Raw genomic sequence first — 20,621 nt, forward strand, 5'->3', positions numbered from 1 at the left:
AGTTCGATATTTCGGCCTTAAATATCGAACAGATCGATATATGCAGCCTCGTATCTCTCTCGACCAATGGCGCGCCTTCGTCGCGGTCGTCGACGCCGGCGGGTTCGCCCAGGCCGCGGCGGCGCTGAACAAATCGCAATCGACGATCAGCTATGCCGTGCGGCAGATCGAAGAGCAGCTCGGCCTGCCGGTCTTCCAGATCGAAGGACGCAAGGCCTCGCTGACGCGCGACGGCCGGATTCTCTACCGGCGCGGCAAGGCCCTGGTCGACGAGGCCGTACGTCTCGAGCGTGCGGCCCACAACCTCGCCAAAGGCCGCGAGCAGATGCTCAGCCTCGCGGTCGAGGCGCTGTTCCCGACCTGGCTCATGCTGCAATGCCTGGACAGGTTCGGCGAGGTCTATCCGGAAACCCGGATCGAGCTCTACGAGACCGTGATGGGCGGTACCGACGAGCTTCTCCAGGCAGGCGCGGTCGACCTCGCCATCTGCGCCGACAACCTGCCTGCCGGGCATACGGGCGACGTCATCATGCGCTATCGCGCGATCTGCGCCGCAGCGCCCGGCCATCCGCTCCACCAGCAGCAGCGGCCTCTGGCGATCCAGGACCTCAAGGGCCACCGTCATCTCGTCATCCGCGACAGCGGCAGCAAGCGCGTCCGCCCCAGCGTCTGGGACGTGACCGAGCGACGCCTGACGGTGAGCCACAAGGCAACCTCGATCCATGCCGCCTGCATGGGGCTCGGCTTCGCCTGGTACCCTGAGGACTGGATCCGCGACGAGCTGCGTTCGGGAGAGCTCAAGCCGCTGCCGCTGCAGAATGGGGCCGAGCGAAGCGGCGCGCTCTACCTGGTCTATCCGGATCCCGACGGGGCCGGCCCGGGGGCGCTCGAGCTCGGCCGGATCATCCGGGAGGAAGCCGAGCGCATGCGGTTTTCTGACGGCTCGGCGCCCCCCGCCCCGCATCGGTAACCGGTTCGCGCGGGATGCGGCAGGCTGTGCAAGAGTTCCGACAGCAGGCCTGCCGCGCATAAAAAAGCCGGCCCCTCGCGGGGCCGGTGATCGCGTTGGTACGCGAGAGCGATGCGGGTCGCCGCGACCCGCCGGAAATCCTCAGTGCAACGTCGGTGCCGGCATGGTTTGCCGCACGCGCTCGATCTCATCCTTCAGCAGCAGCTTCTTCCGCTTGAGTTCGGCCACGCCGAGATCGTCCGACGAGGGGCTGGCAACCGCCTGGGCGATGGCCTCCTCGAGCTGGCGATGCTTGCGCTCGAGCTCGGCGAGATGGGTCTGCAGCGACATCTGGATCCTCCTGATGAGCGTTCTGGCAAGAGCAAGTCTGACACAGAGCCGGCTTCACGTCTGCGGGGCAGCCGTGCGGCGCAGCATGAGTTTCTGTGATCCCTTCCGGGACCTTTCCCGAGGCCCGCGAATATGAGCGAGCCACTCCTGCGTCACCGTCGCGGCGCTCTTGCCGCGCCGCTCCGGCCTGCGCATAGTCTGCAGCGATCGCGGCGATGTTGAGACGGCTTATGGGATTCGAGTTGAGCGCCGAAGAGGTCGAGGTCCTCATGGTGGAGCTGGCGCGACTGCGCGACGAGCACCGCGATCTCGACAGCGCCATCGACGCGCTCGAGCGGCTCGGCGCTATCAACCAGATCCAGGTCCAGCGCCTGAAGAAGCGCAAACTCTATCTGCGCGACCGCATCGCCCACCTCGAGGACCAGCTTACGCCCGACATCATCGCCTGAACCGGCAGGAATCGGCCCTGGCGCCGATTCCGCCCTTGCTTGCAGCGGCCCCGCCGGTCTAGATCGCCCCCTTCCCCTCCCCTCCGGGAAGCGAGCATTTCATGGCCGAGCCGACCCCTCCCGTCGCCCTCATCATGGGCAGCCAGTCCGACTGGGCGACAATGTGTCACGCCGCCGAGACGCTGTCGGCGCTCGGCATCGGCCATGAGGCGCTGATCGTCTCGGCGCATCGCACGCCGGAGCGCCTGTTCGACTTCGCCAAGGGCGCCAAGGCCAAGGGTTACAAGGTCGTGATCGCCGGGGCCGGCGGCGCCGCGCATCTGCCCGGCATGACGGCGTCCCTGACACCGCTGCCGGTCTTCGGCGTGCCGGTCGAATCCAAGGCGCTTTCCGGACAGGACAGCCTGCTCTCCATCGTCCAGATGCCCGCCGGCATCCCGGTCGGCACCCTCGCAATCGGCCGTGCCGGCGCCGTCAACGCCGCACTCCTCGCCGCCGCCGTTCTGGCCCTCAACGACGCCCCCCTCGCGGAGCGTCTCGATGCCTGGCGAAAGCGCCAGAGTGAGGCGGTCGCACTCCAGCCGGTAGACGGCCAATGAGCCGGCCCGATCCCACTGGCCTTGCGCCGGGCGCCGTGCTCGGCATCCTCGGCGGCGGCCAGCTCGCCCGGATGATGGCGCTGGCAGCGGCCGATCTCGGCTTGCGCGCCCATATCTTCGCGCCCGAGCCCGACAGCCCGGCCTATGAGGTCGCGGCCCGCCACACCATCGGCGCCTATGAGGACGAGGCGGCGCTGGCGGCCTTTGCCGATGCCGTCGACGTGGTGACCTACGAATTCGAGAATGTCCCGGCCGCAACCGCTGCCTTCCTCGCCGCGCGCACGCCGCTGCATCCCGGCGCCCGGGCGCTGGCCGTGACGCAGGACCGGCTCAGCGAGAAGCGCTTCGTCTCCGAGCTCGGCCTCGCCGTCGCGCCTTTCCGCCAGGTCGATTCGCTGGGCGATCTCGAGCAGGCCGTCGCCGCGCTCGGCCGCCCCAGCGTGCTGAAGACCCGCCGCTTCGGCTATGACGGCAAGGGCCAGGTCAAGATCACCGCCGACACCGACCTTATGCAGGCCTGGGAGGAGATCGGCCATTTCCCGGCGATCCTCGAAGGTTTCGTCAGCTTCGCCCGCGAGATCTCAGTCGTTGCGGCGCGCGGCAGCGATGGCAGCTTCGCCGCCTTCGACGTCTGCGAGAACGAGCATCGCGACCATATCCTGGCGCTGACCCGCGTTCCTGCGCGGATCGGCGCCGTGGCGAGCGCTGCAGCGATAGACGCGGCAAGGCGCATCGGCGAGGCGCTGGCCTATGTCGGCGTCTTCGCTGTCGAGTTCTTCATCGTCGAGGACGCCGCGGGCGAGCAGGTCGTCGTCAACGAGATCGCCCCGCGCGTCCATAATTCCGGCCACTGGACCAGCGAGGGCGCGCAGACCTCGCAATTCCACCAGCATGTCCGCGCCGTCTGCGGCTTTCCGCTCGGCGCTGCGACCCGGCGTGGAACGGTCACGATGGAAAACCTGATCGGCGACCGCGTCCATGACTGGCGTGCCATCCTGGCCGAGCCGAACGCTCATCTGCACCTCTACGGCAAGCGCGAGGCCAGGCCCGGCCGCAAGATGGGGCATGTCACGCGCGTCCTTCCCCAGGGTGACTGAGCGGACCAGCCGCTACTCCCGCGAATATCGACGTAATCGCATGTTTCGCGCCGCTCTGCGGCGTGGACAGGGTGCCGGAATTCTGATATCCGCACGGCCTTCTAGGCGGTTTTTCCTTGAGGGGGCACCGTCGCCGATCCAGGCCAACCAGTAAACCACGGACCAAAGACGTGCAGATTCTCGTTCGGGACAATAATGTCGACCAGGCTCTCCGCGCACTGAAGAAGAAGTTGCAGCGTGAGGGCGTCTTCCGCGAGATGAAGCTTCGCGGCCATTACGAGAAGCCCTCCGAGAAGAAGGCACGCGAGAAGGCCGAGGCTGTTCGCCGCGCCCGCAAGCTGATGCGCAAGAAGCTCCAGCGCGAGGGCCTGCTGCCCGCGCCGGTGAAGCCGAAGCGCCCCTGAGCAGCGCACCATCCCGCGCCGCCCTGCCCTGACAGGCAAACCAGTTCCATGATGCCCGACGCCCGCCCACCTTTGCGGGCGTCGTTGCTTTTTCCGGCCTCATTAACCAAAAGTTGTCACGCTTTAGGCGTTTGATCGGAGACGAACGTTTCGCCGTCAGCTGGCGCTACGAAAAGGGGCAAGACCGAGAGCGATGAGACAGAGCATCTTCCGAGGCAGGAACTGGCTGACCGCGCTTGGCCTCGCCGCCGCGCTCGCCGGCTGCGACACGGTCAGCATGAACTCCGGTGCCGGGATCGCCGAACTGCAGACCGAGAACACGGAAAACGCCAGCGTCAACATCGGCTCGTTGACCGAGGTCATCAACCGCAACCCGAACGACCCGCAGGCCTACAACACCCGCGGCGCCGCTTATGCCCGCATCGGCCGCTATTCGGACGCGATCTCCGATTTCAGCAAGGCGACCCAGCTAGACCCGAACTTCGCCCCGGCCTTCACCAACCGGGCGCTCGCCCTGCGCCAGACCGGCCGCAACGACGCGGCGCTGCAGGACTTCACCCGCGCCACCACCGCCAATCCGAATTACGGCCCAGCCTATGTCGGCCGCGCCAATCTGCTGCGCGCCCAGGGCAACAGCCAGCAGGCGCTGGCCGACCTCAACACCGCGATTCGCCTCAATCCCGAATCCGCCGAGACCTTCCATGCCCGCGGGCTGGTCTACCAGAAGGAAGGCCAGCACCAGCACGCCGTCACCGACTTCGACTCGGTGATCGACCGCAACCCCTACAACGCCCCGCCCTACATCGCCCGCGGCCAGAGCCTGAACGCGCTCGGCAAGTACGAATCGGCGCTGGAGGACTTCACCGCCGCCCTCAACGTCGACAACCGCAATGCCGAGGCCTGGGCCGGCCGCGGCTTCGCCTTCGAGAAGCTCGGCAAGAAGACCGAGGCGAGCGAGGCCTATCAGCGCGCGCTCGGCCTCGACGGCAACAACCAGACGGCCCGCGCCGGCCAGGCTCGTCTCGGCGGCGGCGGCGTGTTCCGGATGTGAGCGACCCTGCCCGGTCGGAACCTCCGGCCGGGCAACCAGAAATGCCTTTCCGGCCTGCCATTCCAAGAGGATGGTTGGCGCGGCGCAATTCCCCGCAAACTGCTTCCTACTGCCGCGGCGCTTCCTGCGTCGCCAGAATCACGTCGCTCGCCGGCAGCGCGCCCGCCGCCTGATCGGCGAGGAAGCGCCGGATTTCGGGCACTGCCCCCTGCGACACCAGATTTCCGTGATTCCCTTCCGGGAAGCGGACGAAGCGCTTCGGCGCGCTCGCCAGCGCAAACAGCGCCTCGCCCTGGCTATAGGGAATGACCGTGTCGCGCACGCCATGCAGGAACAGCACCGGCCCGCGCACCTTGCCGATCGCAAGATCCGAGCGGAACTGGTCATGCATCAGCAGGGCGACCGGCACATAGGGATAGATCTGCTGCGCCACCGCGGCGGTCGACATGTAGGGCGCCTCGAGGATCACGGCCCTGAGCGGCTTGCTGGCGGCGAGCCTGAGCACCACACCTGTACCCAGCGACTCGCCATATCCGACCAGCCTGTCGGCTCCGAAGCGGGCCATGGCGGCGTCATAGGCGGCAAGTGCGTCCTGCTCGAGCCCCGCCTCGCTCGGCGCGCCCGTCGAGCCGCCATAGCCGCGATAGTTCACCGCGAACAGCCCGGTGCCGTCCTCAGTCAGCGCCCTGAACCGGGCCTGCCGCCCCGGGCCGAAATTGCCGGCATTGCCATGGAAGAACAGCAGCACGGGCTTGCCCTCGCGCGGCGGCACCACCCAGGCGATCAGCGTCTCGCCATCCGCCGTGGTCAGCCGGACTTCCTCGACGCCGGGCAGATTGGCCGCAGCGACCTCAGCCCGCGCCGGATTGCGTGGATAGAGCAGGTCGCGCTGCTTGACGTAGAGCAGCCCCAGCACGCCGGCATAGGCGACCCCCAGAGCGAGCGTGGTGACGACGAAGAACCGCCTCATCGCAGCCGCTTGACCATTTCGACGGCGTGCGGCTGGAAGCCGAAGCCCTGGTAGAGCCGCTCGGCGCCCGCATTGCCGGCGAGCACGCCGACGCCCAGCGCCGCGACGCCCTGTCCGCGCGCATAACGCTCCGCCTCGCCGAGCAAAGCAGTGGCGACGCGGCGCCCGCGAAAAGCCTCGCCGACCACAAGGGTCGTGACATAGGCCTGGCGGCGCAGATCGGCGCGCAGGAACGGCCCGCCATCGGCGAGGACGCAGCAGACATAGCCGGCGACCGCGCCGTCGATCAGCGCGACCAGCGCGATGCCGCCGCGCTCGGCCATCTGCTTCTCGTCATCGGCGAGGCAGGCCTCGGCTGCCTCTCGGTCGAGCGCCCGGTCGCCGGATACGGTCTGCTCATGGCGGTTGAGTTCCCAATGCAGCGCGACGACCGCCTCGCGGTCCTCTGGCTCGAAAGGGCGGATCGGCAATTCAGACATGGAGTTTCCAACAAAAAAGGGCCGGCATCGAAGCCGGCCCTTTGCGACATTGCTATGGCAGGCGGCTCAGTGCGCCATCGCCTTGACGATCTCGTCGGTGACCTTCTTGGCGTCGCCGAACAGCATCATCGTATTGGGCCGGAAGAACAGCTCGTTCTCGACGCCGGCATAGCCGGCCGCCATGCCGCGCTTGATGAACAGCACGGTCTTGGCCTTCTCGACGTCGAGGATCGGCATGCCGTAGATCGGCGAGGTCTTGTCGGTCTTCGCGGCGGGGTTGGTGACGTCGTTGGCGCCGATGACGAAGGCGACGTCGGCCTGGCCGAATTCCGAGTTGATGTCCTCGAGCTCGAAGACCTCGTCATAGGGCACGTTGGCCTCGGCCAGCAGCACGTTCATATGGCCCGGCATGCGGCCCGCCACCGGGTGGATCGCGTACTTGACCTCGACACCCTCCTTCTTGAGGAGGTCGGCCATCTCGCGCAGCGCGTGCTGGGCTTGCGCCACCGCCATGCCGTAGCCCGGCACGATCAGGACCTTGCCGGCATTCTTCATGATGTAGGCGGCGTCGTCCGGCGAGCCCTGCTTGACCGGACGCGCCTCGACCGCGCCACCTGCGCCGGCCGCGGCGTCGTCGCCACCGAAGCCGCCGAGGATGACGGAGATGAAGCTCCGGTTCATCGCCTTGCACATGATGTAGGACAGGATCGCGCCGGAGGAGCCGACCAGCGCGCCGGTGATGATCAGCGCCATGTTGCCGAGGGTGAATCCGATGCCCGCTGCTGCCCAGCCGGAATAGGAGTTCAGCATCGAGACGACGACCGGCATGTCCGCGCCGCCGATCGGGATGATCAGCAGGATGCCGAGCGCGAAGGAGACCAGCACGATCAACCAGAAGACGCCATGGTACTCGGTCTTCAGGAAGGCCATCAGCAGCACGAAGAGCGCAATGCCGAGGCCGATATTGATGGCATGGCGCTGCGGCAGCATGATCGGCTTGCCGCTCATCCGCCCGTCGAGCTTGAGGAAGGCGATGATCGAGCCGGTGAAGGTGATCGCGCCGATCGCGACGCCGAGACCCATCTCGAACAGGCTGGCGCCCTTGATCTTGCCGACCTGACCGATGCCGAACGCTTCCGGCGCATAGAGGGCCGCCGCCGCCACCAGCACGGCGGCGAGACCGACCAGCGAGTGGAAGAAGGCGACGAGCTGCGGCATCTGCGTCATCTGCACGCGCTTGGCCATATAGGCGCCGAAGCCGCCGCCGATGGCGATGCCGAGGATGACGAGCAGCCAGCCGGAGAAGCCGGCCGGCGGATAGAAGATCACCGTGGTCAGCACGGCGATCGTCATGCCGATCATGCCGTAGCGGTTGCCCTGGCGCGAGGTCGTCGGATGCGACAGCCCCCGCAGGGCCATGATGAAGAGGACGCCCGAGACGATGTAAAGCAGGGCGGAGAGGTTCGCGGCCATGCGCTCAGCCCTTCTTCTTGTACATCGCGAGCATCCGCTCGGTGACGAGGAAGCCGCCGAAGATGTTCACCGAGGCGAGCACCAGGGCGATGAAGCCGAACACCTTGGCCCAGAGCGGCCCGTCGCCCAAGGCGGGCGCCGCCTGGACACCGACGGCGAGCAGCGCGCCGACGACGATGACCGAGGAGATGGCGTTGGTGACCGACATCAGCGGGGTATGCAGGGCCGGCGTCACCGACCAGACCACATAGTAGCCGACGAAGACGGCGAGGACGAAGATGGCGAGGCGGAAGACCGTCGGGTCGACGCCGGTCGCGGCGCCGGCCGCATGGGCCGCCTGCTCGGCGTACTTCTCGGCGAGCTCGGCGGCCTGCTTGGCAAGCGCGGCGGCCGAGCGGGCCTGTTCGAGCGCCTGTTCGGGGGTCGGATTAGCCATGATGTGACACTCCCTGGTCGGCCGCTCAGGCCTTGGGCGCGAAATTCGGATGGATGACGGCGCCGTCCCTGGTCAGGCAGGTCGCCTTGACCAGCTCGTCGTCCCAGTTCACCGCGAGCTTCCTCTCCTTCTTGTCGATCAGGGTCTCGACGAAGGCGAAGAGGTTCTTGGCATAGAGGCTGGACGAGGTCGCAGGCAGCCGGCCGGGTACGTTGAGATGGCCGACGATCTTGACGCCGTTGGCCGTCGCCACGGTCTCGCCGGGCTTGGCAAGTTCGCAATTGCCGCCGCGCTCGACCGCGAGGTCGACGATGACCGACCCCGCCTTCATGCTCTCGACCATGGCGGCCGAGATCAGCTTGGGCGCCGGCCGTCCGGGAATCAGGGCGGTGGTGATGACGATGTCCTGCTTGGCGATGTGGCTCGCCGTCAGCTCGGCCTGCTTGGCCTGGTATTCCTTGGACATTTCCTTGGCGTAGCCGCCGGCCGTCTGCGCCTGCTTGAACTCGTCGTCCTCGACCGCGAGGAACTTGGCGCCGAGCGATTCGACCTGTTCCTTAGTGGCGGGGCGCACGTCGGTCGCGGTGACGATCGCGCCCATGCGGCGGGCGGTGGCGATCGCCTGAAGCCCGGCGACGCCGACGCCCATGATGAAGATCTTCGCCGCCGGCACGGTGCCGGCCGCGGTCATCATCATCGGCAGCGCCCGGCCATATTCGGCCGCGGCGTCGACCACGGCACGGTAGCCCGCGAGGTTCGCCTGCGAGGACAGAACGTCCATCACCTGCGCGCGCGTGATGCGCGGCATGAACTCCATGGCGAAGGCGGCGACATTGGCCTTGGCCAGGGCGTCGACCTGCGGCTCGCTGCCATAGGGGTCCATGATCCCGACGACGAGCGCGCCCGTGGGCAGGCCGGCGATCTCGGCCTCGCCCGGGCGTCGCACCTTCAGGACGATTTCCGCCCCGGCCAGTGCCTCAGCGGCGCTTGCGGCGATTTTGGCGCCGGCCGCCTCGTACTCCGCATCGCTGATGCCGGAAGCAGTGCCGGCACCTTTCTCGACCACGACCTCGGCACCGAGGCCGATGAACTTGCGGACGGTTTCCGGCGTCGCGGCGACGCGGGTCTCCGCCCCTTGCGTTTCCGCGGGGACAGCAATGCGCATGGGGAGGCCGAGCCTTTCAGGCTTTACAGGAGGAGGAGCGCGAGCAGCATCAGGGCGAAGGGCACGGCGGGTGCGCGCCAACCCACCGACGGCGCGGCAATGCCGATGCCGGTGCCGACGAGCGTGAGCAAGGTCCCGACGATCGCGGTTCCCCAGGCATGCTTGGTGCCGCCCACGGCGAGCGCGGTGACGATGGCGAGGCAGGCAATCGTGGCGATCTCGGCGAAGCGCACGAAGCCATGATAGGTGCCTTCATGCTCCGCATAGTCCATCTGCGGAATGTCTGCGGCGTGATGTCCGTGGTCGGCCATGAAAAATGGTCCCTGCTCTATGAAAATCCTGTTGCCCTGTAGCGCACTGGCGCAGCCGATGGCAACGCATGACACCATGTCGCCCGCCTCATTGCTAGGCAACTGCAGGACGAAGCCGACGTAGCGTCAGAACATCCGATGGCGCGGGGCACGGCCGGCCGCGCTCAAGGCATCAGTTCAGGCGGAATCCGGTCCGGTTCGTAGGTTCGCGGCGCGTTCTTCTGCACCCAGCCGAAATAGCCCCAGACGAAGCCCACTCCGACGAAGATCACCCAGAGCATGCTCAGCTCGCCGGTCATCGCCAGCAGCACGACCGGCAGGGCGACCATCAGCAGACCCATGACGATGAGCATCACCTGGATGAAGGCGAAGCGCGCCTCGCTGACCCCGGAGGAATAGCGCACCTTGCCGGGCATGCGTGCGGCAAGCGTCGCGTGCAGGTCCTCGAGGAAGGCGCGATAGATCCGGTTGCGCGCCTCATCGGCATAGCCATAGGCGGTGTTGGAGCTGACGATCAGCGGCGGCGCCCCTACGAATGCGATCGAGCAGGCACCGAAATCGCCGTGTCGAGGGATATGCCCCGTCGACAGATGCACGCCGGAAATCTCGGAGAGCGGCCTGGCGACCTCGCCCTGCGGCGTGCTCCAGAACAGGAGGTCACCGTCGAGCCCGACGCCTTCAACGCTCTGCTTCAGCACGAAGCCGCTCGTGCCGCGCCGCACGAATAACTCGTAGCGCCGTCGCTCGCTGCCGGCCTTCGCCTCGGCCTTCGCCCCCTGCCCGCCCATCTCCGCCCCCTCGGCCGCACCGCAGGAAGCTTGTGCCGACATGAGGCATTATGGCGCAGGTGCTCAGGCGCCGGCCAGTCCCGCTGCGGAGAGGGCCGCAGCCTGCGCGCCGGCAACCCGCGCGACGCTGAAATCCTCGATCTCCTGCTCGAACAGCCGGTGGAAATTCAGCTCTGCGTCGAGATGCAGGAAGACGCCGCCAAGGCCGATCGCAGCGCGGTCCATGAAGACGAATTCGCGCGGCACCGTCACCGGCCCGCGAGCCTTGAGTGCGCTATGGACCTGGAAGGCCTGCTTGCGGCCGTACTCCGCCGGGCTGACGCCCTCGGCGATGCGGCGGGTGCGGTCTTCGAGCAGCGGCCCGTAGATGAAGCGCGCCCAGATGTTCAGCGTGTCTATCAGCTCCTTGGTCAGCCCCTTGAAGCCCCAGACCTCGTAGGCATGGACGACGCGTGCCTCGTCGCCCTCCAGCAGGCCGCGATAGAGGTCGACCACGCCGCCGACGAAGCTCGGCGGGAAGATCCGGATGCAGCCATAGTCGAGCAGGTTGATGCCCTTCGGCTCGCCGGCCTCCTGAAAGACCGTGTAGTTCCCGAGATGCGGGTCGCCATGGATCACGCCGTGATGGCTGAACGGCCGCCACCAGGCCCGGAACATCGCCGTCGAGATCCGGTCCCGGACCACCTGGCTCGCCTGCTTGTGGGCGAGAATCTTGTCGCCGTCGAGCCAGCGCATCGTCAGCAGCCGACGCGTCGAAAGCTCCGCCACCACGCCCGGCACCCGCACTTCCGGCGTCTCGGCGAGCATGTTTTGATAGAGCGCCGCGTGCTTCGCCTCGCGCCGATAATCCAGTTCCTCGCGGACGCGGGCGCTGATCTCCTTGGCGATCTCGCTTGTGTCGATCACCGCACCCATGCGCCGGTGCAGCCCGAACAGGATTTCGAGCTGGGCGATATCGGCCTCGACCGCCGATTCCATGTCGGGATATTGCAGCTTGCAGGCCAAAGGCGCGCCATCGAGCGAGGTCGCGCGGTGGACCTGGCCGAGCGAGGCCGCCGCCGCCGGCTTCAGCTCGAACTCGCGAAAGCGCTCGCGCCAATTGGCGCCAAGCTCGGCCTGCATGCGGCGCTTGACGAAGGCCGCGCCCATCGGCGGCGCCTCCGATTGCAGCTTCTGCAGCTCGGCGGCGTATTCGGGCGGCACGACGTCCGGAATCGTCGCGACGAGCTGCGCCACCTTCATCAGCGGCCCCTTCAGGCCGCCGAGCGCCTTGGCCAGCGCCTCGGCATTGGTCGCATTGCGCCCCTCGAGCCCGAACAGCTTCGTGCCCGCGATCCGCGCCGCGACCCCGCCGACATTGGCGCCGACACGGGCATAGCGTGCCGCGCGGGCAGAGAATCGGTTGGCTTCGCTATCGCGTTCGGACATCGGGTCTCGTTGGGCCTGAGCGGGCTTGTCCGGCCAATGTAGGTGCCGCCCCGGCCAAGCTCCAGCCCTCGCCCTCTCTCAGCCCGGCGCCAGCCCGGGCCAGTAGAGCCCGTTCGCAGTCGGGCGCTTGCCGAAGATCGCCTGCCCGACCCGGACGACGTCGGCGCCCTCCTCGATCGCCGCCTCGAAATCGCCGGACATGCCCATGGACAGCTCGCTGAGGCCCGGATGCAGCTTCACCGCCTCGTCGCGCAGCCGGCGCAGCAGGCGAAAGCACGGCCGAACCCGCTCCATCTCGTCGCTGAACAGCGCCAGCGTCATCAACCCACGCGGCCGGAGCCTCGGGAAGTCCGGCAACGCTTCGACGAAGGCCCGCAAGGCGTCGGGCTGCAGTCCGTACTTGCTCTCCTCGCCCGAGGTGTTGACCTGGACGTAGACGTCGAGGCTGCGCCCTTCCGCCGCCAGCCGGGCATCGAGCAGCGCCGCCAGCTTCAGGCTGTCCAGCGCATGGAACTCGACGGCGAAGCGCGTCAGCTGACGGACCTTGTTGCTCTGCAGATGGCCGACGATGCTCCACGCCACCGGCAGGTCGGCGAGCGCCTCCTGCTTGGCCTGCGCCTCCTGGATCTTGTTCTCGCCGAACCGGTCGATGCCGGCGGCGAAGGCGTGCCGCAGCATCTGCGCCGGCACGGTCTTGCTGATCGGCAGCAGCCGCACCGATTCCGGATCGCGCCCGGCCCGCCGGCAGGCGGCGTCGATCCGCTCCCGCACCGACGCCAGGTTCTGCCTGAACATCGCCTCGGGATCCGGGCCGAAACGGGCTGCGAGGTCGCCCGGGACCCATGTCGCGATGTTCATGACGCGCCTTCCTCCGCCACCAACTCGGCCACGACATGGTCGCTGGCGCGCTCGCCCTGCCGCAGGCCCGCGGCGACGCCGGCCCGATCCTCTGCGCTGCGGTTCTGGCTCATCTTGCGCTTGCCCATCAGCCGGGTGACCGGCATGCGCAATCCGACGATGCCGCGCAGTTGCGCCGCAACGAAGGCCTCCGGCGCATCCGACACCGCCCAGGCTTCGACGCGGGGCCGCTCGTGCAAATCCGTCAGGCGCGTCACCACCTCGCGCAGGCGCGCCGGATCGTCGAAGAACTCGACCGGCCCGGAGGCCTGCACCACGACATAGTTCCAGGTCGGGACGACCTTGCCGTGCTCGCGCTTGGCCGCATACCAGCTCGGCGTGACATAGGCGTCCGGCCCCATGAAAATCGCCATAGCCTCGCCCAGCACCGGCGCCTGCCATTGCCGGTTGGCCCGGGCCAGATGCCCGTAGAGCGTGCCGAACTCGCCCTCGCCCTCGTCGAGGAACAATGGCAGCGGCGTCGCCATCAGCCCTTCGGCCGTCGCGGTCACGAAATTGCAGAGCCGCGCCGCGCGCATCAGCGCGTGGAGCACGGCGGTGTCGTCTTCGCGAAAGGCCGGGGGCGTGTACATGGCAGGTCCTGTTGATCGCCTCTACGGTAAGCTCATACTGGACCGCTTGAAATGGCCAGTTTATGGATTTCTATCTGGTCCAGTTATGCAAGGTCATGATGTGACAACGGCTCGACCGCAGAGCGCGCGGGGCATCTACGCCGCGCTGAAGGCGCAGATTGGCACCGGCGTCTACCGCCCGGGCGCCGCCCTGCCCTCGACCCGCGCGCTCGCCACCGAGCTCGGCGTATCCCGCACCACCGTGACGGCCGCCTATGAGCAGCTTCATTCGGAAGGCTTCATCACCGGCCGCCAGGGCGCCCGCGCTCGCGTCGCCGCGCTGCCGACAGCAGCCAAGCCGGAAGCGCCCAACACAGGCGCGAGCGAGGCGAGGCCAACTCTGTCTCGCTTCGGCGAACGCGTCGCTGCGACGGTCCTTCCGGGGCGCCCGCAGGCACCTTCCGGGCTTGTCGCCGACTTCCGCTATGGCGATCTCGCCTCGACCGACTTTCCAGCCGATATTTGGAAGCGGGCCGTCGCCATGGCAGCGAGCCGGCGGCCGCGGCGGCTGAGCTATGACGCGCCGGCCGGCGCAGACGAGTTGCGCAAAGCCCTTCAAGCCTATCTCTGGCGCGCCCGCAGCCTGCGCTGCGAGATGGAGCAGATCGTCATCGTCAACGGCTCGCAGCAGGGGCTCGACCTCTGCGCCCGGCTGCTGCTCGAACCCGGCGAGAGCTTCGTCGTCGAGGACCCCTGCTATGGCATGGCGCGGCAGGTCTTCGCCGCGGCAGGCGGCATCGCCATCCCGGTCGAGGCCGACCAGGAAGGGTTGAGGACCGACCGTCTCGCCACGCTGTCCGCCCGGCTCGCCTATGTCACGCCCTCGCACCAGTACCCGCTCGGCGGGGTGATGCCGGTTGCCCGCCGGCTCGAACTGCTCGCCTGGGCGCGAAGCTGCGGCGCCTGCGTGATCGAGGACGACTACGACAGCGAGTACCGCTACGACATCGCACCGGTCCCGCCGCTTCACGCGCTCGCCGAGGGCAGCGAGATCATCTATCTCGGCACCGTCTCAAAGGCGCTCTCGCCGACGATCCGGCTCGGCTATCTCGTGCTGCCACCGGCGCTCGCCCCGGTCTTCACCACCGCTAAGGCGCTGGCCGATCGCCACGCACCCGGGCTCGAGCAGCACGCGCTGACGATCCTGCTCGAAAGCGGCGCCTATGAGCGCCATGTCCGCCGCAGCCGCAGGCGCAATGCCGAGCGGCGCGCGACCTTGCTGGCGGCCCTCGCCCGCCGGCTCGGCGACCGCGTCGTCGTCGCCGGCGCCGATGCCGGCCTGCATGTCGTGGTCTGGTTCCGCGACATCACGGCAGCGGACGAACTCGCCTTCGTCGCACGGGGTCGGGAGTGCGGCATCGGCGTCTACCCGATCGGCCCGCTCTACATGGCTCCCGAGACCGCCGCCCGGCCGGACATGGCCGGCCTCGTCATCGGCTACGCCAGCGTCGAGCCCCACGAGATCGAGCGCGGCGTCGCGATCCTGACCGAGCTGGTCGAGGCGATCAGCGCCGCGCCTTGAGGTCGGCGCGGACCTCATCGGCGCTCGCCGGCCGGCCTCCCGCCGCCTCGACGCGCGCCACCAGCTCCGCGATCAAGGCGCGATTGCTGCGCGTCTCGCCGAAATGCGCATCCTCCAGCCCGGCGCGGACATGGACGCCGCGCGCGACCGCGTGCGGGATCAGCTCGCCAAGCTCGACGCCGAGCCCGGCGATCATCACCGGAGCGCCGGGCGCGCATTCATCGAGCAGGGCAAGATGCGCCTCGAGTCCGAAGAGCTTTGGCGGAAAGCCCCAGGCGAAGGCATCGGAAAACATGAGCCGGTAGATCGGCATCGGCATGCCCGGATAGGCCTTGGCCAGCCCAGCGCCGAGCCGGGTGAAGCCCGGCTCGTAGATCGCAAAGCTCGGATGGACCTTGTGGCGTTGCGCCACCTCCATGCCCTCGCGGATATGCTCGCCCGGATTCTGGTAGATGAAGCCGGCCTCGCCCTCGGGCATGCCGGCATAGGTCATCCAGTTGCAGGAGCCGGGATCGAGCACGCCCCATTCGACGAGGCCGCGCTTCGCAAGCTCCTCAAGATGCGTGTAACGGCCGGACCCGTGCATGTCGCCGGCGTAGCCAGAGCCCATGATCGGGATGGTCGGGTAGACGATGGCGTCGACCTTTGCCCTGATCCCCTCGATCGCCCGGGCGTAGAGCTGCCAGTCGTCGCGCTGACGGCCGGTCTCGACGTCGTAGACATGCAGATGGACGATCGCCGCCCCGGCCTCGACGACCGCGATCCCGTCGGCGACGATCTCCTCGATCGCGATCGGGATGCCGGGCTGGCGCTCCTTGCCCCAGGGGCCGTTGATCGCGGCCTCGACCCAGATCGGCGTCTTCATGCAGGAGTATCCTTTGGCCAGTTGTCGCGAATCCAGCGCGACAGCCCCTCTTCGTCGACTTCGCCCGCGGCGAGAGCAAGGATGATCGCAGCCGCGTCGGCTTCGCTGGGCGCAAACGCGATCCCGTTCAGCCGAAGGAAGATGATCAGCGTCAGCAGCGAGACCCGCTTATTGCCATCAACGAACGGATGGTTCCTGGCGATCCCGAACGCATAGGCAGCAGCCAGAACAGCGAGATCCCTCTCGCCATAGGCGAACCGGTTGAGCGGACGTGCCAGGGCGGATTCCAGCAACCCCAGGTCGCGAATGCCGTCGGGGCCGCCGAAGAGCGCCAGTTGCTCGGAATGGATATCTGCGACGACGTCGGAAGTGAGCCAGAGCGGCTCGGTCATTTCGCCAGCTCGCGCAACGCATTGGCGTACTGCTTCATCGCCTTGCGTGCGATCGCCATGGTGCGCTCGTGCAGATCGTCATGCGGTGTCAGCTTGAATGCGCCTTCCGGCTGCTCGACCACCGTCAGCTTGTCGCCTTCCGCCAGCTTCAGCCGCGCCAGCAATTCCTTCGGCAGGATGATGCCGACCGAGTTGCCGATCTTGCGGACCTGCAGGACCATGGCCTGCTCGCCGGCGGGCTTTTCGGGCTTGTTCATCGCCTGCTCCGGGGTTCGCGTTGTACAGACCGTATAACAGAAAGAGCGGCGCCCGTCAGCGCCGCTCCCTCATTCAGAGCAGGTTGGCGAGCCGAACCCCGGCCCGCCGATGCCGTCGCTCACTCGCCCTTGTTGACCGAGATCGGCTTCAGGGTGTTGTCCGGCAGGCCGTACTTGGCAATCAGCGCGTCATAGGTGCCGTTCGCCTGCAGGCGCTCCAGCGCGCCCTTGACCGCATCGCGCAGCTGGCCGCCCTCGGCCGTCTTCGGGAACGGGATGCCGGCCAGCGAACGGGTGAAGGGCGTGCCGAGCACCACATAGGTGTTGGGCTCGAGCTTCTGGTTGTGGCTCATCGTCTCGCTGCCCTGGACGCCGCCCTGCAGGCGCTGCGTCTTGAGCTGGGTGCGGGCATCGACCGAGCCTTCGGTGCCGACGACGTTGATCGCCGGCTTGCCCTTGGCGACGCAGTTGGCCTCGCTCCACTCGCCGATCTGGCGGGGCCAGTTGGTCGAGCGGCTGGCGCCGACGGTCTTGCCGCAGAGGTCCTCGGGCGTCTTGATCGAGCCGGCGAGCGCGGTCACCGTGTAGAACTGCGCGCCAGACACGAGATAGTTGACGAAATCGGCGGTCTCGCGACGGGCCGGCAGGTCGCTCATTCCGGCCATCACCATGTCGACGCGCCCGGTCTGCAGCGAGGGCAGCATCTGGGCGAAGGCGGTCTCCTGCCACTCGGCCTTGACGCCGAGTTCCTTGGCGATCGCCTCGCCGAGCTCGTAGTCGAAGCCGGTCATCGTGTTGGTCGCCGGGTCCTTGTAGACGATCGGCGCGTAGTTCGGCTGGGTCGCGATGACGATCTTGCCGGCATTCTTGATGCGGTCCGGCAGGGCCTGGGCCTGGGCGGCGAGCGCGGTGCCGGCGACGAGCGCGGCTGCGAGAGAAAGGCGAAGCATGGTGATCTCCCTGTTTTCTCAGGCCGAACTGGCCTGGCTTGAATTCACTTGAGGACGGCGGCGATGAAGTCGCGGGTTCTGGCCTGCTGCGGCGCGACCAGCACCTGCTGCGGATGGCCGCGCTCGACGATCTCGCCCTTGTCCATGAAGATGACGTCGCTGGCGACCTCGCGGGCGAAGCCGAGTTCATGGGTGACGACGATCATCGTCATGCCGCTGGCGGCGAGATCCCGCATCACCGCGAGCACCTCGCCGACGAGCTCGGGATCGAGCGCCGAAGTCGGCTCGTCGAACAGCATCAGCTTCGGCTTCATCGCGAGCGCCCGGGCGATCGCGATGCGCTGCTGCTGGCCGCCCGAAAGCTCGATCGGGTAGGAGTTGCGCTTCTCCGAGAGGCCGACGCGGGCGAGCAGCTTCTCGGCCTCGGCCACCGCTTCCTGTCGCGGCCGCTTCAGCACCGTAACCGGGCCCTCGATGATGTTCTCCAGCACCGTCATGTGGTTGAACAGGTTGAAGCGCTGGAAGACCATGCCGGTCGCAAGGCGCTGCCGGGCGATCTCGGCATCGCTCAGCTCGTGCAGTTCGTCGCCCTTGATCCGGTAGCCGATCAGTTCGCCATCGACCCAGATCGCGCCCTGGTCGATCTTTTCGAGCTGGTTGATGCAGCGCAGAAGCGTGCTCTTGCCGGAGCCGGACGGCCCGATGATGCACTGCACGGCGCCCGGCGCGATGGTCAGCGAGACATCGTTCAGCGCCCGCAATTCACCGAAGCGCTTGGTGACGTTGGCGGCGGTGACGATGGCGTCCTTCGCGGCAGCGCTCATGCCCCGGCCTCCTCGGCGACCTGGACTTTGGCGCGGCGGTCGCCGCGGCCCTTGGAGAAATGGCGCTCCAGGAAGAACTGGCCGATCTGCAGGAGCGTGACGACGATCAGGTACCAGCCGGCGGCGACGATCAGCAGTTCGATGACGCGGGCATTGGCATAGTAGATCGTCTGCGCGTTGCGCAGGATCTCGGAGAACTGGATCACGCTGGCGATCGAGGTCAGCTTGACCATGCTGATCACCTCGTTGCCGACCGGCGGGATGATCACCCGCATCGCCTGCGGCAGCACGATCCGGCGCAAGGTCGTCAGCCGGGTCATGCCGATCGACTTGGCAGCTTCCGTCTGGCCGACATCGACCGAGAGGATGCCGCCGCGCACGACTTCCGCCGTGTAGGCGCCCTGGTTCATGCCGAGGCCGAGCAGGGTCGCCATGAACGGCCCGATCACGTCGATGGTGCGCCATTCGATGACGCCGGGAATGCCGATGGTCGGGAAGACCAGCGCCAGGTTGAACCAGAGCAGGAGCTGCAGCAGCAGCGGCGTGCCGCGGAAGAACCAGATGTAGAACAGCGCGACGCCGCGCAGCACCGGGTTCGGCGACATGTACATGATCGCGAAGATCACGCCGAGCGCGATGCCGAGCGCCATGGCGCAGACGGTCATGATGATGGTGTTGACGAGGCCGGCGAGAATGGCCGGAGCCGTGAAGAACTGCCCGACGACCTTCCAGTCGATCTGGCCTTCGGCGAAGGCCTTGATGATCCAGGCCAGCACCAGGATGATCAGCGCCGCCGCGACCCAGCGCCCGTAATAGCGGCGCGGCACGAGCTTCAGGCCGGCGACCCCGGCAAGATCCCGGCCTATTCCAATTCCGACTGCGCTGGTCATCTCTGCGCTCCGCGCGTCCAATCTTCAAAAGCTGCAAGCCAGATGCGGAAGCGGGCGATCTGCTCGGCCACGCGCGCTGGCGCCGTGCCGCCGAAACCGCTGCGGGCGGCCACCGCAGCATCAAGGGTGAGACAGGCCCTTACATCCTCTGTGAGGCGCGGATCAATGGCACTGAGCTCGACCGCGTCGAGATGTTCCAGCTCGCGCCCCATTTCCTCGCAATAGCGCACCAGCGATCCGGAGATCTCATGGGCCTCGGCGAAGGGCACGCCCTTGCGCGCCAGATAGTCGGCAACTTCGGTCGCGAGCGCGAAGCCGGCGCCGGCCTGCGCCCGCATCACCTCCGGCCGCGCCGCCATCGTCTCGATCATGCCGGCAAAGGCCGGCAGCACCTCGCCGAGCACGTCGACCGCATCGAAGGCTGAGCGCTTGTCCTCGGCGAGATCGCGATTATAGGCGAGCGGCAGCCCCTTCAGCGCGCCCAGCATGGCGACAAGATCGCCAGTGAGCCGCGCCGCCCGGCCGCGCGAGAGCTCTGCAATGTCCGGGTTCTTCTTCTGCGGCATGATCGAGGATCCCGTCGCGAAGGCATCGTCGAGCACGACCCAGCCGAACTGGCGCGAGGTCCAGAGCGTCACCTCTTCCGCCAGCCGGGAGAGATTGGTCGCCAGCATCGCGGCGACAAACAGGAATTCCGCGACATGGTCGCGCGCGCCGACCGCGTCGACCGAGTTCTCGCAAGGGGCGTCATAGCCGAGCGCTTTGGCGCTGAGTTCGGGCGACAGCGCGATCGCCGAGCCGGCCAGCGCTGCCGCGCCGAGCGGCGACTGGGTCGAGCGCCTGTCCCAGTCCTGCAGGCGGGTGGCGTCGCGCGACAGCGCCTGGCCATGCGCCATCAGCCAGTGGCCGAAGGTCACCGGCTGGGCGCTCTGCAGATGAGTGAAGCCGGGGCAGACCGAGGCGGCATGCCGCTCGGCCTGTCCGGCCAGCGCCGCCAGCAGTTCCGCAAGCATCGCGCCGATCAGGCGCGACTGCTCGCGCAAATAGAGCTTGAGATTGTTGGCGGCCTGGTCGTTGCGCGAGCGCCCGGCTCTAAGCTTGGCGCCGGTCGCGCCGATCCGCGCGACCAGCACGCGCTCGATGAAAGTGTGGATATCCTCGTCCTCGGGCCCGGGCAGCAGCGTCCCGGCCGCGAACTCGCCGGAAATGGCGTCGAGCGTCGCCACGATCAGCTTCATCTCGTCGGGGCTCAACAACCCGGCCCGCTCGAGCTCGGCCGCATGGGCCTTGCCGCCTGCGATGTCCTGGGGCGCGAGGCGTGAATAGGCGCCGGCGGCGCTGGAAAGCCGCATCATCCGCGGGTCCGGCGGCTTGCGGAAGCGGCCGCCCCAGAGGCGTGTGGTCTGATTCATGCTGACGGTCTCCCCTTCAGACGACACTGT

The 20,621-nt window shown here is 67.7% G+C and carries 25 protein-coding genes; 7 read left to right on the forward strand and 18 right to left on the reverse strand.

Going from position 1 to position 20,621, the window contains the following annotated elements; all coding sequences use genetic code 11:
- Positions 1 to 40: 40 nt before the first annotated feature.
- The gene (locus tag RKE40_RS13205; protein ID WP_316018696.1) at positions 41 to 970 is read left to right on the forward strand and encodes a LysR family transcriptional regulator; all 930 of its coding nucleotides are present in this window, start codon (positions 41 to 43) and stop codon (positions 968 to 970) included.
- 141 nt (positions 971 to 1,111) lie between these two features.
- Here RKE40_RS13205 and RKE40_RS13210 read toward each other — a convergent pair whose 3' ends face one another.
- Positions 1,112 to 1,300 (reverse strand): YdcH family protein, encoded by a 189-nt coding sequence (locus RKE40_RS13210; protein ID WP_066471875.1) that lies wholly within the window; start codon positions 1,298 to 1,300, stop codon positions 1,112 to 1,114.
- A 230-nt stretch (positions 1,301 to 1,530) separates the two neighbouring features.
- Here RKE40_RS13210 and RKE40_RS13215 point away from each other — a divergent pair, with 230 nt between their 5' ends.
- The 5 genes from RKE40_RS13215 to RKE40_RS13235 all read left to right on the forward strand — a co-directional run bounded on the left by RKE40_RS13215 (position 1,531) and on the right by RKE40_RS13235 (position 4,900).
- Entirely contained in the window at positions 1,531 to 1,749 is a 219-nt protein-coding gene (locus RKE40_RS13215) for a YdcH family protein (protein ID WP_066471873.1), read from the forward strand.
- Positions 1,750 to 1,850: 101 nt separating this feature from the next.
- On the forward strand, positions 1,851 to 2,348 hold the full coding sequence (gene purE / locus RKE40_RS13220; protein WP_316018697.1) for a 5-(carboxyamino)imidazole ribonucleotide mutase: 498 nt from the start codon (positions 1,851 to 1,853) through the stop codon (positions 2,346 to 2,348).
- Entirely contained in the window at positions 2,345 to 3,445 is a 1,101-nt protein-coding gene (locus RKE40_RS13225; protein ID WP_316018698.1) for a 5-(carboxyamino)imidazole ribonucleotide synthase, read from the forward strand. The genes purE and RKE40_RS13225 overlap by 4 nt, the downstream gene beginning before the upstream one ends.
- A gap of 170 nt (positions 3,446 to 3,615) precedes the next feature.
- The gene (rpsU, locus tag RKE40_RS13230) at positions 3,616 to 3,849 is read left to right on the forward strand and encodes a 30S ribosomal protein S21 (RefSeq protein WP_316018699.1); all 234 of its coding nucleotides are present in this window, start codon (positions 3,616 to 3,618) and stop codon (positions 3,847 to 3,849) included.
- A gap of 193 nt (positions 3,850 to 4,042) precedes the next feature.
- Positions 4,043 to 4,900 (forward strand): tetratricopeptide repeat protein, encoded by an 858-nt coding sequence (locus RKE40_RS13235; RefSeq protein WP_316018700.1) that lies wholly within the window; start codon positions 4,043 to 4,045, stop codon positions 4,898 to 4,900.
- Positions 4,901 to 5,006: 106 nt separating this feature from the next.
- Here the strand turns inward: RKE40_RS13235 and RKE40_RS13240 are convergent, their stop codons facing one another.
- The 10 genes from RKE40_RS13240 to RKE40_RS13285 all read right to left on the reverse strand — a co-directional run bounded on the left by RKE40_RS13240 (position 5,007) and on the right by RKE40_RS13285 (position 13,440).
- Positions 5,007 to 5,870 (reverse strand): alpha/beta hydrolase, encoded by an 864-nt coding sequence (locus tag RKE40_RS13240; RefSeq protein ID WP_316018701.1) that lies wholly within the window; start codon positions 5,868 to 5,870, stop codon positions 5,007 to 5,009.
- Complete coding sequence (locus RKE40_RS13245; RefSeq protein ID WP_316018702.1) at positions 5,867 to 6,349, reverse strand: GNAT family N-acetyltransferase; 483 nt, start codon at positions 6,347 to 6,349, stop codon at positions 5,867 to 5,869. Before RKE40_RS13245 ends, RKE40_RS13240 begins: the two co-directional genes overlap by 4 nt.
- Before the next feature lie 66 nt (positions 6,350 to 6,415).
- Positions 6,416 to 7,822 (reverse strand): NAD(P)(+) transhydrogenase (Re/Si-specific) subunit beta, encoded by a 1,407-nt coding sequence (locus tag RKE40_RS13250; RefSeq protein ID WP_316018703.1) that lies wholly within the window; start codon positions 7,820 to 7,822, stop codon positions 6,416 to 6,418.
- A gap of 4 nt (positions 7,823 to 7,826) precedes the next feature.
- A complete protein-coding gene (locus tag RKE40_RS13255; RefSeq protein WP_316018704.1) occupies positions 7,827 to 8,258 on the reverse strand; it encodes an NAD(P) transhydrogenase subunit alpha part 2 in 432 nt (143 codons plus the stop codon).
- Between the two features lie 25 nt (positions 8,259 to 8,283).
- Positions 8,284 to 9,423: a Re/Si-specific NAD(P)(+) transhydrogenase subunit alpha gene (locus tag RKE40_RS13260; protein WP_316018705.1), complete on the reverse strand. Its 1,140-nt coding sequence runs from the start codon at positions 9,421 to 9,423 to the stop codon at positions 8,284 to 8,286.
- Positions 9,424 to 9,446: 23 nt separating this feature from the next.
- Positions 9,447 to 9,734, reverse strand: coding sequence for an aa3-type cytochrome c oxidase subunit IV (locus RKE40_RS13265; protein WP_316018706.1), 288 nt, complete (start codon positions 9,732 to 9,734; stop codon positions 9,447 to 9,449).
- Positions 9,735 to 9,898: 164 nt separating this feature from the next.
- Complete coding sequence (locus tag RKE40_RS13270; protein ID WP_316018707.1) at positions 9,899 to 10,564, reverse strand: hypothetical protein; 666 nt, start codon at positions 10,562 to 10,564, stop codon at positions 9,899 to 9,901.
- Between the two features lie 21 nt (positions 10,565 to 10,585).
- On the reverse strand, positions 10,586 to 11,950 hold the full coding sequence (locus tag RKE40_RS13275; protein ID WP_316018708.1) for an ABC1 kinase family protein: 1,365 nt from the start codon (positions 11,948 to 11,950) through the stop codon (positions 10,586 to 10,588).
- A gap of 78 nt (positions 11,951 to 12,028) precedes the next feature.
- Entirely contained in the window at positions 12,029 to 12,808 is a 780-nt protein-coding gene (locus RKE40_RS13280) for a YggS family pyridoxal phosphate-dependent enzyme (RefSeq protein WP_316018709.1), read from the reverse strand.
- Entirely contained in the window at positions 12,805 to 13,440 is a 636-nt protein-coding gene (locus RKE40_RS13285; RefSeq protein WP_316018710.1) for an FMN-binding negative transcriptional regulator, read from the reverse strand. The genes RKE40_RS13280 and RKE40_RS13285 overlap by 4 nt, the downstream gene beginning before the upstream one ends.
- Before the next feature lie 100 nt (positions 13,441 to 13,540).
- On the opposite strand from RKE40_RS13285, the gene pdxR reads away from it, so the two are divergent.
- A complete protein-coding gene (gene pdxR, locus RKE40_RS13290; protein ID WP_316018711.1) occupies positions 13,541 to 15,001 on the forward strand; it encodes a MocR-like pyridoxine biosynthesis transcription factor PdxR in 1,461 nt (486 codons plus the stop codon).
- Here pdxR and RKE40_RS13295 read toward each other — a convergent pair.
- From RKE40_RS13295 to argH, 7 genes are all read right to left on the reverse strand, one after another.
- Positions 14,985 to 15,866 carry a beta-keto acid cleavage family enzyme gene (locus tag RKE40_RS13295; protein ID WP_316018712.1) on the reverse strand — a complete coding sequence of 294 codons (882 nt, stop codon included), beginning with the start codon at positions 15,864 to 15,866 and terminating at the stop codon, positions 14,985 to 14,987. The genes pdxR and RKE40_RS13295 overlap by 17 nt on opposite strands.
- A complete protein-coding gene (locus tag RKE40_RS13300) occupies positions 15,863 to 16,258 on the reverse strand; it encodes a type II toxin-antitoxin system death-on-curing family toxin (RefSeq protein ID WP_316018713.1) in 396 nt (131 codons plus the stop codon). Before RKE40_RS13300 ends, RKE40_RS13295 begins: the two co-directional genes overlap by 4 nt.
- Positions 16,255 to 16,515 carry an AbrB/MazE/SpoVT family DNA-binding domain-containing protein gene (locus RKE40_RS13305; RefSeq protein WP_390893357.1) on the reverse strand — a complete coding sequence of 87 codons (261 nt, stop codon included), beginning with the start codon at positions 16,513 to 16,515 and terminating at the stop codon, positions 16,255 to 16,257. The genes RKE40_RS13300 and RKE40_RS13305 overlap by 4 nt, the downstream gene beginning before the upstream one ends.
- 119 nt (positions 16,516 to 16,634) lie before the next feature.
- Entirely contained in the window at positions 16,635 to 17,465 is an 831-nt protein-coding gene (locus RKE40_RS13310; RefSeq protein WP_316018714.1) for an ABC transporter substrate-binding protein, read from the reverse strand.
- Between the two features lie 44 nt (positions 17,466 to 17,509).
- Positions 17,510 to 18,289: an amino acid ABC transporter ATP-binding protein gene (locus RKE40_RS13315; protein WP_316018715.1), complete on the reverse strand. Its 780-nt coding sequence runs from the start codon at positions 18,287 to 18,289 to the stop codon at positions 17,510 to 17,512.
- Positions 18,286 to 19,179, reverse strand: coding sequence for an amino acid ABC transporter permease (locus tag RKE40_RS13320; RefSeq protein ID WP_316018716.1), 894 nt, complete (start codon positions 19,177 to 19,179; stop codon positions 18,286 to 18,288). The genes RKE40_RS13315 and RKE40_RS13320 overlap by 4 nt, the downstream gene beginning before the upstream one ends.
- Positions 19,176 to 20,591, reverse strand: coding sequence for an argininosuccinate lyase (gene argH, locus RKE40_RS13325; RefSeq protein WP_316018717.1), 1,416 nt, complete (start codon positions 20,589 to 20,591; stop codon positions 19,176 to 19,178). The genes RKE40_RS13320 and argH overlap by 4 nt, the downstream gene beginning before the upstream one ends.
- Between the last annotated feature and the right edge of the window lie 30 nt (positions 20,592 to 20,621).

The organism is Allobosea rubneri (assembly GCF_032464875.1).
GTDB classification, from domain to species: Bacteria; Pseudomonadota; Alphaproteobacteria; order Rhizobiales; family Beijerinckiaceae; genus Allobosea; species Allobosea rubneri.